This window comes from Cryobacterium shii (assembly GCF_004402595.1).
GTDB classification, from domain to species: Bacteria; Actinomycetota; Actinomycetes; order Actinomycetales; family Microbacteriaceae; genus Cryobacterium; species Cryobacterium shii.
Window position 1 is genome coordinate 160,535 of record NZ_SOFY01000011.1, and the last position, 14,945, is coordinate 175,479.

General features: G+C 67.8%; 11 protein-coding genes. 7 read left to right on the forward strand and 4 right to left on the reverse strand.

Annotated features, from left to right (window positions below; all coding sequences use genetic code 11):
- Positions 1–124 precede the first annotated feature (124 nt).
- The 3 genes from E3O49_RS02520 to E3O49_RS02530 all read left to right on the forward strand — a co-directional run bounded on the left by E3O49_RS02520 (position 125) and on the right by E3O49_RS02530 (position 4,438).
- Complete coding sequence (locus tag E3O49_RS02520) at positions 125–397, forward strand: hypothetical protein (protein ID WP_134366266.1); 273 nt, start codon at positions 125–127, stop codon at positions 395–397.
- Positions 398–400: 3 nt separating this feature from the next.
- On the forward strand, positions 401–3,808 hold the full coding sequence (locus tag E3O49_RS02525; RefSeq protein ID WP_134366267.1) for a DNA polymerase III subunit alpha: 3,408 nt from the start codon (positions 401–403) through the stop codon (positions 3,806–3,808).
- Between the two features lie 66 nt (positions 3,809–3,874).
- The gene (locus E3O49_RS02530; protein WP_134450941.1) at positions 3,875–4,438 is read left to right on the forward strand and encodes an SOUL family heme-binding protein; all 564 of its coding nucleotides are present in this window, start codon (positions 3,875–3,877) and stop codon (positions 4,436–4,438) included.
- Here the strand turns inward: E3O49_RS02530 and E3O49_RS02535 are convergent.
- The 4 genes from E3O49_RS02535 to pflB all read right to left on the reverse strand — a co-directional run bounded on the left by E3O49_RS02535 (position 4,435) and on the right by pflB (position 10,578).
- A complete protein-coding gene (locus E3O49_RS02535; RefSeq protein ID WP_160141004.1) occupies positions 4,435–6,600 on the reverse strand; it encodes a transglycosylase domain-containing protein in 2,166 nt (721 codons plus the stop codon). The genes E3O49_RS02530 and E3O49_RS02535 overlap by 4 nt on opposite strands.
- 153 nt (positions 6,601–6,753) lie before the next feature.
- Complete coding sequence (locus tag E3O49_RS02540; protein WP_134403063.1) at positions 6,754–7,227, reverse strand: aromatic ring-opening dioxygenase LigA; 474 nt, start codon at positions 7,225–7,227, stop codon at positions 6,754–6,756.
- Between the two features lie 182 nt (positions 7,228–7,409).
- A complete protein-coding gene (gene pflA / locus E3O49_RS02545; RefSeq protein WP_134366271.1) occupies positions 7,410–8,267 on the reverse strand; it encodes a pyruvate formate-lyase-activating protein in 858 nt (285 codons plus the stop codon).
- A 46-nt stretch (positions 8,268–8,313) separates the two neighbouring features.
- Positions 8,314–10,578: a formate C-acetyltransferase gene (gene pflB, locus E3O49_RS02550; RefSeq protein WP_134366272.1), complete on the reverse strand. Its 2,265-nt coding sequence runs from the start codon at positions 10,576–10,578 to the stop codon at positions 8,314–8,316.
- A gap of 321 nt (positions 10,579–10,899) precedes the next feature.
- Between pflB and E3O49_RS02555 the strand changes: the two genes are divergently transcribed.
- The 4 genes from E3O49_RS02555 to E3O49_RS02570 all read left to right on the forward strand — a co-directional run bounded on the left by E3O49_RS02555 (position 10,900) and on the right by E3O49_RS02570 (position 14,936).
- On the forward strand, positions 10,900–11,601 hold the full coding sequence (locus E3O49_RS02555; RefSeq protein WP_134366273.1) for a GntR family transcriptional regulator: 702 nt from the start codon (positions 10,900–10,902) through the stop codon (positions 11,599–11,601).
- 63 nt (positions 11,602–11,664) lie between these two features.
- Positions 11,665–12,870, forward strand: coding sequence for an MFS transporter (locus tag E3O49_RS02560; protein ID WP_134366274.1), 1,206 nt, complete (start codon positions 11,665–11,667; stop codon positions 12,868–12,870).
- A 46-nt stretch (positions 12,871–12,916) separates the two neighbouring features.
- Entirely contained in the window at positions 12,917–13,447 is a 531-nt protein-coding gene (locus tag E3O49_RS02565; RefSeq protein WP_134366275.1) for a GNAT family N-acetyltransferase, read from the forward strand.
- A 76-nt stretch (positions 13,448–13,523) separates the two neighbouring features.
- A complete protein-coding gene (locus tag E3O49_RS02570) occupies positions 13,524–14,936 on the forward strand; it encodes a maltokinase N-terminal cap-like domain-containing protein (RefSeq protein WP_134450943.1) in 1,413 nt (470 codons plus the stop codon).
- The last annotated feature ends 9 nt before the right edge of the window (positions 14,937–14,945 follow it).

Genomic DNA, 14,945 nt, shown 5'->3' on the forward strand with positions numbered 1-14,945 from the left:
ACGACGGCGAGTTCGACGGTCAGTACGGGCACCCGTTGCCGAGTGTCGGCCCCGTGACGTACACTCCTGATATCGAACATCTGTTCTAAGTATCGCACTTGATCCAACGATCGAAGGAGAACACATGCCCCAGATCATCGACACCCCCGTCGACGTCGAGCTCTCGGCCGACGGCGACCCGCGCGCGTTCATCTGGAACCGCTTCGAGCACACGATCATCGGGCAGCCGCAGGCGGTCTTCACCCGCACCAGCTGGTGGGAAAACGCCCGAACCCCCGCGCGCATCGACACCGAGCTGTGGCGGGTGGACGCGTCCCGCGGGGACGAGGAACAGCACCGCTACGACCTGCGACGCGACGTCGACGGGTCGTGGGTACTCGCCCTCGACTGGGGGTGACGGATGAGTTTCCCCCACCTTCACGTCGCCAGCGCCTACTCGACCCACTACGGCGTCACCCTGCCCGAGGCGCTGGCCGAGCAGACGGCCGCCCAGCAGAGCGCGGCCCAGGCCGCGGCGCCGAGCAGCTCCTTCCTCGCCGTCACCGACCGGGACGGCCTCTACGGCGCGGTCAAGCACGTGCGCGCCTGCGCCCAGGCCGGAATCCGGCCGGGGCTCGGCGCCGACCTCGCCGTGCACGATGACGATCTCTACCCGCTCGGGCGGGTGGTGGTGCTCGCGCACGGCCACACGGATGGACGAGGCTACGCCGCACTCTGCCGCGCCGTCAGTTCCGCTCACGCCGGTTCCGTTCACGCCGGTTCCGCTCACGGCAGCGCCGCCTTCCCCAGCATCGCCCGCTCCCGGCTGGCCGAGCTGGCGGGGCTCGACTCCCTCACCGTGCTGATCGGGCCGGCCAGCGATGTGGGGCTGGCGATCGGCCTCCGCGACAATGACGGCGCCAGAACGCGACTGGCGGCCTGGCAGCGCGCCATGCCGCCCCAGTCCGTGGCCTGCGAGGTCGTCTGCCACCTGTCGGAACCGGGCACGCCGGGCAGTGTGACGCCCGCCACCCGCATGCTCGCCCTCGCCGAGTACGCCGCGCTGCCGGCCGTGCTCACGAACGCCGTGCGCTACGGCACCCCCGAGGAGGCCGTCACCGCCGACCTGGCCGACGCCGCCCGCACCCTGACCCCGCTGGCCCGGCTGGACCAGCCGCAGACCAACGGGCAGGCCTGGCTGAAACCCGAAAGCGGCATGCGGCAGGTGGCCCGCATGGTCGTCGACGCCGGGCTCCACGACGATGACGCCCTCGAGCGACTCTTCCGCGACACCTGGCGCCTGGCCGACCAGTGCAGCCTCGACCCGGATTCCGACATCGGTCTCGGCCGTCCGCGCATGCCGGAAGCGCGCATCATCGGCATCAGCGGCGACCCCTTCGCCGAACTCTGGAAGCGGGCCCGTGCCGGCGTCGACGACCGCTACGCCGGCACCGCTCTGGGAGAGGCGGCGCACGCCCGGCTCGCCCACGAGATGAAGACGGTGGAGCACCTCGGCTTCGCCGGCTACTTCCTCACGGTGGCGCGGGTGGCCGACATCGTGCGCGAGATGGGGGTACGCATCCAGGCGCGCGGGTCGGGCGTGGGCTCGGTGCTCAACTACGCGCTGCACACCTCCTCCGTCGAACCCATCGCCAACGGTCTGCTCTGGGAGCGGTTCCTCTCCCCCGAACGGCAGACCCTGCCCGACATCGACCTCGACGTGGAGTCCGCCCGCCGACACGACATCTACCGCACCCTGTTCGACACCTTCGGCAGCGACCGGGTCTCCCTGATGTCGATGACGAATGCCTACCGCGGCCGCGGCGCCGTGCGCGACGCCGGCCTGGCCCTCGGCATGGACCGAGACCAGGTGGCCGCAGTAGCCAAGCAGATCTGGCGGTTCAACGCCCGCGACCTGCGCCGGGCGCTGGAGGAGAAGCCCGAGCTGGGGCCGCTCGCGGCCGAGGTGCGCGGGTCGGCCCAGCTCGATCTGCTGGTCGACCTGACCGCCAAACTCGACCGGCTCCCCCGCCACATCTCCGTGCACCCCTGCGGAGTGATCCTCTCCGATCTGTCCCTGCTGGACCGCACCCCGGTGCAGACGTCCGGCATGGGCCTGCCCATGTCGCAGTTCGACAAGCACGACATGGACCCGATGGGCCTGATCAAGCTCGATATCCTCGGCGTTCGGATGCAGTCGGCGATGGCCCACGCGGTCGAGGAGCACCGCCGCCTCTCGGGCGAGAGCATCGACCTGGACCGCATCCCCCTCGACGACCCGGCCACGTTCGAGCTGATCCGCTCCACCCGCACCCTCGGCATCTTCCAGATCGAGTCCCCCGGCCAGATGGAACTGGTCGGCAAGCTGCAACCCGAGGTCTTCAACGACCTGACCGTCGAAATCTCACTGTTCCGGCCCGGGCCGATGCAGAACAACATGCCCCTGAAGTACCTCCAGGCCCGGCACGGGGAGGTGATGCCCGACTACATCCATCCGCGCTTCGAACCGATCCTGCGCGAAACGCGGGGCGTCGTCATCTTCCACGAGCAGGTGATGCGTCTCTTCGACGAGCTGACCGGGTGCGGCCTGGGCAAAGCGGATGTCTTCCGCCGCCACCTGGGCAAGCCGGACCAACTCCCCCGGATCGAGGCCTACCTGCGGGAGGCCGCGCTCGAACGCGGTTTCGACACCCCGACCATCGACCGCATCTGGCAGGTCCTCGCCGGCTTCGGCAGCTTCGGGTTCGCGAAGGCGCACGGGGCAGCGTTCGCCCTGCCCACGTACCAGTCCGCCTGGCTGAAGACGCATCATCCGGCGGTCTTCCTGGCCGGACTGTTGACGCACGCCCCCGGCATGTGGCCGAAAGACCTGATCGTGGCCGAGGCCCGACTGCTCGGCGTGCCGGTCCTCGGCCTGGACGTGCAGCGAAGCACCCTGATCTACCGGGTGGAAGACCTCGAGCACGAACGCCGCGGCATCCGCCTGCCCCTGCCGGAGCTCTCCGGCTCGACCGCCGCCGAGCGAGGCCGCATCGTGCGGCACCAGCCGTTCACTTCTCTGCAGGACTTCCGCGACCGCGTGCGCCCGCGCCGCAGCACGTTCGAGGCGCTCGCCCGGGTCGGGGCGCTCGACAGCTTCATCGGCTACGACCGCACCCGCCGGCATGAACTGCTCGCCCACATCCAGTCGCTGCGCGGCACGGCCGTGAGCATCGCCGACGACCAGCTCGCCTTCGAGGTCGAGCTGCCGGTGCTCGAATACGCGGGCGCCCGCTTCGACGCGGTGACGTCCCTCGAGCTACGCGGTCGCAGCCAGACCGACCTGGAGCTCCGAGACCTGGCCCTGGCCGTGTCCGGGCACCAGATGGCCCGCTTCTACCCCCTCTTCAGCGAGTTGGGCGTCACCCCGGCCTCCGAACTGATCAACCTCCCCGGCGGCACCGAGGTTCTGCTGGCCGGGGTGCGCCGGGCGACGAACACCCCGCCGATGCGGGGCGGGCGCCGGGTGGTGTTCGTCAGCCTCGACGACGGCACCGGACCGGTGTCGAACGTCGTGTTCTTCCACGACGCGCAGGAGCGGATCGGCGGCCCGGTCTTCCACGCCGGCCTGATGCTCGTGCGCGGCCGCACCCGTCGTTCGGGAACGAAGGGAGTCTCGGTCACCGGGGAGAACCTGTGGGATTTGACGGAGGTGGCCCGCACGGTGCGCACCCGCCACGCCGCCGAGGCGGCCGCACAGCGCGTCGATCGGGCGAGCGAACTGGCCGCCGAGCTGGCGGCCCTGTCCGCCACGAATGTGCACCACCTGTGGCCTCGCCTGAGGGCCTAGGACACTCCGGAAACCCGTGCCTACACTGGCGTATGACAGGGAACGGCTTATGACAGAGAACGGCTCATGACAGAGCACCAGCCCTACGAGGTGCTCCGCCGATTCCCGGACTTCGAGCTCCGCCGTTATCCCGAGTACGTGCTGGTCCAGATGGAGATCGAGGGCGATTTCGCGCGGGCCGGTAATCGCGGGTTCGGCCCGTTGTTCCAGTACATCAGCGGCAACAACCAGACCGCGACCCGCATCGCGATGACCGCGCCGGTGCTCCAGGAGGCGACGTCCCCGGTCAGCCACACGGTCAGCTTCGTTCTGCCCGACGGGATGGATCCGGCCGCCGTCCCCGTGCCCCGCGACGGCCGGGTCAGCACCAAACAGGTTCCCGCACACCGGGCCGCCGCGCTCCGTTTCAGCGGCGGCTGGAGCGAGGCCCGGTTTGGGAACAACGGCGGCGCCCTTCTCGCCGCCGTGCGCCGGGAGGGCCTGACTCCGGTCGGCCGCCCCCATTTCGCCCGCTTCGATCCGCCGTGGAAGCCGGGCTTTCTCAAGCACAATGAGGCGCTCGTCGCCGTCGCCGACACCGGCACAGGCACAGGAACAGGCACAGACACAGACACAGACTCGGAAGGCTAGCGGGCGGGCGGCGGCGGGGCCGGGGCCGGACCGGATTCGGGCATGTCCACCCCGCCGTACTTCGCGTTGGCGACCGACATGACGGCCGGCCACATCCGGTGCCGGGCGGTGGCCGCCGAGCCGCTGTCGAAGGTGATGCCGCGCTGGTTCGCGTCCCCGGTCACACTGACCACGGCCGCAACGGTCGCGACCCGGGAACTGGCGCCCGCCATCCAGGTGTCCTTGGCGCCGTCCGTGGTTCCCGTCTTGCCGATCATCGAGACCTTCGGCACGGTGGTGCCGTACGACGCGGTGGCGGTGCCGCCCGTCATCACCCGCTTCATGGCGAAGACCATGCCCGCGGCCACGGCCGGGGTCACGGATTCGGTGCACCGCGACGCCGGCACGGGCAATTCTTTGCCGTAGGAGTCGACGATCCGGTCGATCGCAATCGGCGAACACGTCGTGCCGCGGTTCGCGATGCCCGCGAAAGCGACGGCCATGGTCAACGGCGCCAGTTCGTTCGTGCCGATGACGGATGCCGCGGTCTGTTCCAGGGGGCCACCGTCGGCGCCGTGCACGTCGAAGGCTTCGGCCCGCTGCCGGATGTTGCACAGGTCGAGCTGCTTCGCCATCCCGATGAAGCCCGTGTTGATGGAGCCGAGCGTGGCTTCGAGTGCGCTGTAGTTGGCGCCGCTCTCCCCCTCGTCGTTCCTCGGGTTCCAGCCCTGGGAATCGTAGTTCTGTGGGCCGCGGCAGTGGTCGGCGAAGGTGCCCCAGTTCGACCTCGGCGCCGAAGCGACGCGGTTCTCCAGCCGGTGTCCGGTGGCCAGCCACTCCGCCAGCGTGAAGACCTTGTAGGTGGATCCGGGCTGGAAACCGCTCGACCCACCCTCGTTGTAGTCGGTGTTGTAGTTGATGCCGCTGTAGGTGGCGCTGGTCTCGGTCACGGCGGGATCCTGGCTGTACTGCTTGTTCTGAGTCATGGCCAGCACCCGCCCGGTGCCGACCTCCACACTGGTGATGACGGCGCCGAGGTCCCAGCCCGGGTAGGTCATCGGCACATTGGCCTTCAGAGTCGTCTCGGCCGCGTTCTGCAGGTCCAGGTCGAGGGTGGTGTAGATGTTGAAGCCGCCACGGCGGAAGTTGAGCAGGCGCGCGTCCTCATCCTCCCCGAACGTCGGGTCGTTCCTGAGCAGGTGCGTCACGTAGTCGCAGAAATAGGCGCTGCCGCCGGCGGTCTGGCAGCCGGTGCTCGGCTCAGTGATCACCGGCTCAATCGGAGCGGCGATCGCGGCCTGGTATTCGGCCGGCGTGATCTTCTTGTACTTCTGCATCTCCCGCAGGATGTAGTCGCGGCGTTCCTTGTTGGCGGCGTACCCGTTGGCCACGCCGTTCGTCGCGCTCGCCGGCAGGTCGAGCTGGAACTTGACCGGGTTGTTCACGATGGCCACGAGGCTGGCCGCCTGCGGCAGGGTCAGCGCGGCCGCGCTCGTGTTGTAGTAGTACTCCGCGGCCGCCTCGATCCCGTACACGGTGCCGCCGAACCCGATGATGTTGAGGTACTGGCGCAGGATGTCGTTCTTGGCGTACTTCTTCTCCACCCCGATGGCCAGGCGCATCTCCTTGATCTTACGGTCCGGACTGGTCTCGGTGACCGCGTCGTAACACCGCTGACGGATCCTCTGGTCGGTCATCACCTCGCACTTCTGCACCCGCACGTTCTTGACGAATTGCTGGGTGATCGACGACCCGCCCTGTGTCTCACCGCCGAGGAAGGTCTTGACGGCCGCCCGGGCGGTGCCCTGCGCGTCGACACCGCCGTGGTCGTAGAAGCGCGGGTCCTCGCTGGCGATGGTGGCGTCTTTGACGTACGGGCTGATGTTCTCCCAGGCGACCTCGATCCGGTTCTGCTCGTAGAAGGAGGCGAGCAGCACCGGTGAGCCGTCGCTGTGCGTGGCGTAGATGTTGCTCTTCTGGGACAGCCGGTCGATGGCGAGGTAATTCGGCAGATTCTCGAACACGTTGATGGTGTCGCTGGTGGCGATGCCGGTGAGGGCCACGACGGGCGTGACGGCGGCGCCGACGAGCAGACCCCCCGATACGCTGATGGCCACGAGGCCGAGGATGCCCCCGATGATTCCGCCTGCCGTCCGCCGCTCCGCGAAGCCGGACTTACCCATTCCACCACCCCAGTTCCACGCGTGCACGAATCTCCGATCATGGAACCGCGGGAGCCGGAGGGGCGCTAGGGGGTTGCAGGCGCCCTCCATCGGTGGCAGACGAAAGGCCCGGCAGCGAATGCTGCCAGGCCTTTCGAGACGGATGGACGCTGACTAGACCGTGGTGGTCTTCGACCGGGCCGGGACCAGGGTCAGGATGGACCAGCCGAACAGGCCGACCAGGACGCCGATGGCCGTTGCGAAGACGGAGACGCCGAACGCGAGGATGGAGGTGAAGAGCGAAGCGCGCAGGAGCGAGGCGGTCATGACCGTGGGGCGGGTCGGATCGTCCTGCTCGAGCTGGGCGTAGGTCTTGCCGCCGCTGGCCTTCATGGCGCGGTGGTTGATGATGTCGGCCTGCGCGAACGCGGAGAAGGGCCCGACGACGGGAGCGCCGGCCAGGAAGGATGCGTCTTCGGCGACTGTAATGTTCTCTTCGCCGAGTTGGCTGCTGACCGTGCCGTAACCGAGTCCGCCGACGACGAGGAGAAGGATGCCGCCGATGATGCCGAGCACGCCGACCAGCCGGACCATTCCCGCCTTCCCGGTGCTCAGGCCGAATGTTGCCGGGATCGTTGACGTTGTCATCGTTTTGCCTCTCGTCGTGGCACGAAAGCCGTGTCACTGTTCCGATCTCAGTTTAGAAATCCTGCAAGCGTTTTCATCGATACGCATGCACTTTGCCCCCTGACTGGGGACACAGAAAAGGCGCAGCATCTGTAAGATTCCGCGCCTTTTCTGTGTCGTTCAGGTTGGACGACCCCTTCGGGTCAGAAGACCGTCAGGCCCCGGGCCTCGAACTGGCCCCGCACTCGTTCCAGCAGGTCCTCATCCGGCGGATGGGCCCCGTGCAGCGGATACGGGATTTTCAGCCGGTCCCACTTGTCTTCCCCCATCTGGTGGAAGGGCAGGACCTCGACTCGCTCGACATTCGGCCAGCGCGACACGATCTCGGCGACGGCGTCGACATTGTCGACGGCATCCGTCAGCCCCGGCACGAGCACGAAACGAACCCAGACGGGAATATTGCGTTCTGCCAGCCGGTCACCGAAAGCGATCGTCGGTGCGAGCTCGCGCCCGGTCACCTCTTTATAGGTCTCCGGGATGCCCGACTTGACGTCGAGCAACACGAGGTCGAGGTTGTCCAACAGCTTGTCGGACGCGCTCTTGCCCAGGAACCCGGAGGTGTCCAAGGTGGTGTGCACGCCCAGCTTGTGGCACTCCTCGAACATCCGCGTCACGAACGCCGGCTGCATCAACGGTTCACCACCGGAGATGGTCAGACCGCCGCCGGTCGCGTCGAAGACGCCTTTGTAGCGCTCGACCCGCGTGACGAGGTCGTCGAGGGTAGTGAGCAACCCGTCCTTCATTTTCCAGGTGTCCGGGTTGTGGCAGTACTGGCAACGCAACAGGCACCCCGACAGGAAGAGTGTCATGCGCGTGCCAGGACCGTCAACGGCCGTGACCAGTTCCCACGAGTGGACACTGGCAACGGAACCGTTGTGGATCGCTTCCATCTCGAGGTGGTGGAGTTCAGCCAGTTCGGCCTGCTCACTGCTGACGGATGAACCGTCCACCAGGTCGATCGCCGGGCCGGCGCCGGGTAGGCCGAGGTTTACTGCTGCCATTGTCTCGTCCTACTCAGCGTCGCCGCGGGTGTGTGATCGGTGGAAATTAGTGCGAGTGGAACGTGCGGCTGATGACATCCATCTGCTGCTCGCGGGTCAGTCGAACGAAGTTCACCGCGTAGCCGGAGACGCGAATCGTCAGCTGCGGGTAGTTCTCCGGGTGTGCCATGGCGTCTTCAAGCGTGTCGCGGTTGAGCACATTCACGTTGATGTGGTAGCCGGTTGCCGACGTGAACGCGTCGATGAGGCCGACCAGGCTGGTGATCTGCTCTTCCTTGGTGTGGCCGAGACCACTGGGAATGACCGTGTTGGTCAGCGAGATGCCGTCCTGCGCTTCACTGTAGGGAAGCTTGGCGACGCTGAGCGCCGACGCGAGCATTCCGTGGGTGTCGCGGCCGTTCATCGGGTTGGCACCCGGAGCGAACGACTCGCCCGCACGGCGGCCGTCCGGCGTGTTGCCGGTGGCCTTGCCGTAGACCACGTTAGACGTGATCGTCAGGATCGACTGGGTGTGGATGGCGCCACGGTAGGTCGGGTGCTTGCGGATCATCTTCATGAACCGCTCCATCACGTCGACGGCGATGGTGTCGACACGGTCGTCGTCGTTACCGAACTGGGGGAATTCGCCCTCGATCGTGTAGTCGACAACCAGGCCGGTCTCGTCGCGCACCGGGCGGACCTTGGCGTACTTGATGGCCGACAGGGAGTCGGCGACCACGCTCAGGCCGGCGATGCCGCAGGCCAGCGTGCGAATGATCTCCTTGTCGTGCAGCGCCATTTCGAGACGCTCGTAGGCGTACTTGTCGTGCATGTAGTGAATGCAGTTCAAGGCCGTGACGTAGGTCTCGGCGAGCCATTCGAGCGTTTCCAGGTAGGCCGGGAAGACGGTGTCGTAGGACAGGATCTCTTCGTCGTTCGGCGTGGTGGCCGGGGCGATCTGCTTACCGGACACCTCGTCTTTTCCGCCGTTGATCGAGTACAGCAGCGCCTTGACGGCGTTGACGCGGGCACCGAAGAACTGCATCTGCTTGCCGACGCGCATCGGCGAGACACAGCAGGCGATCGCGGCGTCGTCACCCATCTCGGCGCGGATGATCTCGTCGGACTCGAACTGGATGGCCGAGGTGTCGATCGACACCTGGGCGCAGAAACGCTTGAAGCCGTCGGGCAGGGCGTCGCTCCAGAGAACGGTGAGGTTCGGCTCGGGTGCGGCGCCGATGTTGTACAGCGTCTGCAGGAACCGGAAGGTCGTCTTGGTGACGAGCGGGCGCCCGTCTTCACCGATGCCGGCGAGGGACTCGGTCACCCAGGTCGGGTCGCCGGCGAAGATCTCGTCATATTCCGGGGTGCGCAGGAAGCGCACGATCCGGAGCTTGATCACGAGGTCGTCGATGAGCTCCTGGGCCGTTTCCTCGGTCAGGGTGCCGGCGGCGAGGTCGCGCTCGATGTAGGCGTCGAGGAAGGCCGCGTTGCGACCGAACGACATGGCTGCACCGTTCTGCTCCTTGACGGCACCGAGGTAGGCGAAGTAGAGCCACTGCACAGCTTCGCGCGCGGTGGCGGCGGGCTTGGAGATGTCGGAGCCGTAGGTGGCCGCCATCTGCACGAGTTCCTTGAGGGCCCGGATCTGCTCCGAGTTCTCCTCGCGGGCGCGGATGACGTCTTCGGTCGAGGGCTCCATGTCGATCTCGGCGCGGTCGTTCTTCTTGCCGGCGATCAGGGCGTCGACACCGTAGAGGGCAACGCGGCGGTAGTCGCCGATGATCCGGCCACGGCCGTACGCGTCGGGCAGACCCGTGATCAGGTGGCTGCTGCGCGCACGGCGGACCGCGGGAGTGTAGGCGTCGAAGACGGCGGTGTTGTGCGTCTTGCGGTAGTCGGTGAAGATCTTCTCGAGTTCGGGAGACACGGGATAGCCGTAGGTCTCGAGCGAGGTGGCGACCATGCGCCAGCCGCCGAAGGGCATGATCGCGCGCTTGAGCGGCGCATCCGTCTGCAGGCCCACGATGACCTCGTTTGCCTGGTCGATGTATCCCGGGGCGTGAGCGGTAATGGAGGACGGCGTGGTCGCGTCTACGTCGTAGACGCCCTTACGGCGTTCCTCGGGGAACATCTCGGACAGCTTGGCCCAGATCCCCGTCGTACGGGCGGTTGCTCCGGCAAGGAAGCTCGCGTCGCCCGTGTAGGGCGTGTAATTGCGCTGAATGAAATCGCGCAGGTCGATCGAGTCCTGCCAGGGACCGGAGACGAAAGCCGGCAGGCCGGTCTCCGTCGTTCCCTTGTCGCTGCGAACACCGTCAGTAATCGTCATCTAGATTGCTCTCCTCGTGGGATCGAGACACGCCCTCCGCGGAAGTGTCTCTCCCGCGGTCGGGCGCAGAGAGCAGGATCACGAGGCTCCGGCTAATGCGACGATGCACCGTGACTTGCCCTCTGTCTCAACCCTACTCCCGTCGAGGTGCCCGGCAGCGTATTCCTCGCGTTCTGGCTCTTCCGCGCTTTTTCGCGTGCCACGCACGCGCGCGGTTAAAAGGATGGCCACTCCCGATCCGGGTCCCGATAAGTGCCCGAAACAACTCGAAACTGCGTAAAACTTTGCATCTATTGATGTATTTATGACTAGAATCGAGTTATGAGTTTCCTCCTGGAGTCCCGCGCGCCCGGCGCCGGTTCGGCGACGGCCGGCTCCTCCACCGCGGGTGCCTCCGCCGTGGGCCGCGTCTACGCGAAGGTGGCCGAGGGGATCATCTCGGGGGCACTGCCGGCGAGCTCCTTCATCACCGAAGGCGAGGTCGCCGAGGCGCTCTCCGTCAGCCGCACCCCCGTGCGAGAGGCCTTCCTCACCCTCCAGGCGCACGGTCTGCTCACGCTCTTCCCCAAGAAGGGCGCGGTCGTCACCGCGGTGGACGACGCAGAGACGGCCGAGCTGCTTCAGGTGCGCGTGATGCTCGAGACCGCCGCTGTCCCCCGCCTGGCCGAGCGGCCGCAGGACATCCCGGCCGTGGACGCCGAGCTGCAGGACCTGATCGGGGTGCAGCTGGATGCCGCCGCCGCCGGCGACCTGCTCACGTTCGCCCGCGCAGACCACCGATTCCACACCCGCATCGTCGACGAGACCCGCAACCGGGTCATCGACGACATGTACACGCGGCTGGGGCCGCGGCTCGAGCGCCTCATCCACCGGGCCGCCAGCCGGGATCCCCGCAACCTCGACCGACTCGTCGCCGAGCACAGGGTGCTGGCCGGGCACCTGCGCGCCGGTGACACCCCGTCCTACGAGATCGCCCTCCGCCAGCACGTGGAGGACGGTCATCACGCGCACCTCGCGCCCTGATCCTCCGCGCCGTCCATCCGCATCTTCCTCCGCATCCCCGCAGCACACGTTCCAGAAAGATTCATGACTTCCCGCCGTACCGTTCCACCTTGGCAACTCGCCGCACCCGCCCTCTTCGTCATGGCCTGGGGCGGGAACCATTTCACCCCCCTTCTGCACATGTACGAGTCGCTCGGCCACTACTCCGCCGTGATGGCCGATCTCTTCCTCGGTTTCTACGTGGTCGGCCTGATCCCCGGACTACTGCTGGCGGGGGCGCTGTCGGACCGGTACGGCCGCAAACCGCTGTCGGTTGCCGGCGTGCTGATCGGAATCGCGGCCAGCATCCTTCTCGGCCTCGGCTTCACGAGCGGCATCATGCTCTCGCTGGGACGGTTGCTGGCCGGCCTGAGCGTGGGCGTCGCCATGAGCGTGGGAACCGCCTGGCTCAAGGAGCTCTCCGGCCCGCCGTTCGACCGCCGAGCCGGCCGCACCGCCGGCGCCCGGCGGCCCGCACTCACTCTCACGCTCGGCTTCGGGCTCGGCGCGGGGGTGGCCGGCGGTCTGGCCCAGTGGGGGCCGCTGCCGACGCTGACCCCGTACCTGGTGCACATCGTTCTAAGCCTGCTGGTTCTCCCCTGGCTCGCCCGGGCCCCCGAAACCGTTCCTCACCACCGGGCACACCGCCCGTTCTGGCAGGACCTCGCTGTTCCGCTCGCCGGTCACCGCCGGTTCCTGCGGCTGATCGCGCCCTCCGCGCCCTGGGTCTTCGGTGCCGCCGGAATCGCCTATGCGATCATGCCCAAGCTCGTGGAAGACCGGCTGGGCGACTTCAACCTGGCCTATGCGACGCTCCTCACCGTAGTCACCCTCGGCACCGGCGCCCTCGTGCAGCCGCAGGTGGCCCGCATCAACCGGGTCACCGGCGGGCAGGCACTCGTGGCCGGCATGTCGGTGATGCTGCTGGGCGTGCTGTTCTCGGTGATCACGGCCATCGTGCGCTCTCCCGTTCTCGCCCTTCTCACGGCCGTGGTGCTCGGCGCCGCCTACGGGATCAGCATCGTCGCCGGCCTGGTCGAAATCCAACGGATCTCGACCCCCGCCAACCTCGCCGGACTGACCGGGGTGTACTACAGCCTGACCTACATCGGATTCCTGCTGCCGGTCGTGTTCGCCTGGCTCAACTCGGTTGCCGATTACACCACTCTGATGTCCATCCTGATGGTCGTCTGCCTGCTCTGCCTCATCCTGGTGACGCACGAAAGCCGCCGCGGCTCCGCACCCCGGTGAACCGGCCACGCGGTGCGGCCCGTCCCCATTCGGTATCCTCCTGTCTATGCGCTATTCCCTCCGGCCCCTCCGTGCCGACGACTCCGACTCGCTGCTCGCGCTCAACAACACCGCCGTTCCGGCCGTCAACCCCCACGATGAGAGCAGTCTGGCCGCGCTCCTGGCGGCGAGCAGCCTGGCGATCGCGGTGGTGGAGGACAGCCGGCCGGACGAGATTCTCGGCTTCGCGGTGGTCTTCGCCGTGGCCGCCGACTATGCCAGCGAGAACTATCGCTGGTTCTCGGCCCAATCCGATGATTTCCTCTACGTCGACCGCATCGTGGTCTCGTCCGACGCCCGGAACCGGGGCCTCGGCCGGGTGCTGTACGCGGCCATCTTCGAGGCCGCCCGCGCCGCCGAAGTCTCCCGGGTGTTCTGCGAGGTCAACGTCGCGCCGCCCAACCCCCGGTCCCTGGCTTTCCACGCCCGCCTCGGCTTCGGCGAAATCGGCCGTCAGTCGACCAAGAACGACACGGTGGTCGTGTCCCTGCTCTCGGCGTCCGCGGAGGTCCGCCCGGAGCTCCCGGTCCCGGCCTGAGCCACCGGCGCGGTGATCGTACCGGTCCCGGCCGGGAGCTGTCACGGCGCACCCCCCGCAGGCGTACGCTGGCGCTATGACTGAAGATGGTCGCGGAATTGCACTTCCGGACTCCCTCGACCACTGGGCCGCGGCCCAGCGCTGGTTCGGCGGCACGGGCCGCATTCCGGCCCTCGTCGGAATCGGCAGGTGGACTCTCCCCACGGATGAGTCCGGCGTGCTCATCCGCACCGAACTGGTCGTGGATTCCACGGCCGTGCCCCCCACGCTCTACCAGGTGCCCCTGACCGAACGGGTGAACCCCCTGCCCGGCGGCGAGCACGCGCTGATCGGGATGCTCGGCGATGCCTACGTCTACGACGGCCCCGTCGACGCCGCGTATTCCCGGGCTCTGTTGCGCTTCATCCTGGAGGAGAAATCCTCCCCGGGTGCCCGGGGAGAACTCCTGTTCGAGGGCGAGTCTGCTCTTCGGCCGCCGACGATGGCGTCCAGCCGCGTTCTCAGCGGTGAACAGTCGAACACCTCGATCATCTACGACTGCATCGGCGACGACGGCCGGCCGGCGCGACCCATCATCTGCAAGGTCTTCCGCGCGGTGCACGACGGTGAGAATCCGGACATCTCGGTGCAGTCCGCCCTGGCCAGGGCCGGTTCCCGCTATGTGCCCGAACCGGTCGGCTGCGTCGTCGGCCACTGGCAGGACCCGGCCGCACCCGGCACGGTCCTGACGGGGCACCTCGCCTTCGCCCAGGAATTCCTGCCCGGGGTCGAGGATGCCTGGCGCTCGGCACTGCGGGAAGCCGCGGCCGGAACGGATTTCACCGTTCAGGCTCGAGAGCTGGGCGAGGCGACCGCCGCCGTGCACGCGGACCTGGCCAGTGTCATGCCCACCCGCGACGCCACCCCGGCGGTCATCGCGGCCGAACTCGACAGCATGCGCGAGCGGTTTCTCAGCGCCGCCACCGAAGTGCCGGCCCTGGCCGGATTCCGCACCGCGATCGAGGCCGTGCTCGAGCGGGCCCGACTCGTGCCGTGGCCGAGGCTGCAGCGCATCCACGGCGACTACCACCTCGGCCAGGTGCTCGAGGTGCCCGGTCGCGGCTGGGTTCTGGTCGACTTCGAAGGCGAACCCCTGCGCCCGCTGGCGGACCGCACTCAGCCGGATGTCCCGCTCAAGGACGTCGCCGGCATGCTGCGCTCATTCTCGTACGTGGCCGGCACGGCCCGGCAGTCCTACCCCGCGCACCGGGCCGAGGAGGCCGATGACTGGGCCTCCGCCTGCCGGCAGGCGTTCCTCGAGGGCTACGCCGTCCGGTCTGGGACGGACCTGCAGGAACAGAAGGCGCTCCTGGACGCTTTCGAACTGGACAAGGCCCTCTACGAGGCGGTCTACGAGACCCGTAACCGGCCGTCCTGGCTTCCCATCCCGCTGGCGGCGATCAGGGCGCTGGCTGCGGAGGTCACCGCGCGGAGCATCGAAGCCCGTTAGCGGGATGCC

Excerpts from the sequence above, each read along its gene's own strand:
- E3O49_RS02570 (WP_134450943.1), top strand. The coding sequence starts at position 13,524 with ATGACTGAAGATGGTCGCGGAATTGCACTTCCGGACTCCCTCGACCAC.
- E3O49_RS02540 (WP_134403063.1), bottom strand. The coding sequence starts at position 7,227 with ATGACAACGTCAACGATCCCGGCAACATTCGGCCTGAGCACCGGGAAG.
- E3O49_RS02520 (WP_134366266.1), top strand. The coding sequence starts at position 125 with ATGCCCCAGATCATCGACACCCCCGTCGACGTCGAGCTCTCGGCCGAC.
- E3O49_RS02525 (WP_134366267.1), top strand. The coding sequence starts at position 401 with ATGAGTTTCCCCCACCTTCACGTCGCCAGCGCCTACTCGACCCACTAC.
- E3O49_RS02555 (WP_134366273.1), top strand. The coding sequence starts at position 10,900 with ATGAGTTTCCTCCTGGAGTCCCGCGCGCCCGGCGCCGGTTCGGCGACG.
- pflA (WP_134366271.1), bottom strand. The coding sequence starts at position 8,267 with ATGGCAGCAGTAAACCTCGGCCTACCCGGCGCCGGCCCGGCGATCGAC.
- pflB (WP_134366272.1), bottom strand. The coding sequence starts at position 10,578 with ATGACGATTACTGACGGTGTTCGCAGCGACAAGGGAACGACGGAGACC.
- E3O49_RS02535 (WP_160141004.1), bottom strand. The coding sequence starts at position 6,600 with ATGGGTAAGTCCGGCTTCGCGGAGCGGCGGACGGCAGGCGGAATCATC.
- E3O49_RS02530 (WP_134450941.1), top strand. The coding sequence starts at position 3,875 with ATGACAGAGCACCAGCCCTACGAGGTGCTCCGCCGATTCCCGGACTTC.
- E3O49_RS02565 (WP_134366275.1), top strand. The coding sequence starts at position 12,917 with ATGCGCTATTCCCTCCGGCCCCTCCGTGCCGACGACTCCGACTCGCTG.
- E3O49_RS02560 (WP_134366274.1), top strand. The coding sequence starts at position 11,665 with ATGACTTCCCGCCGTACCGTTCCACCTTGGCAACTCGCCGCACCCGCC.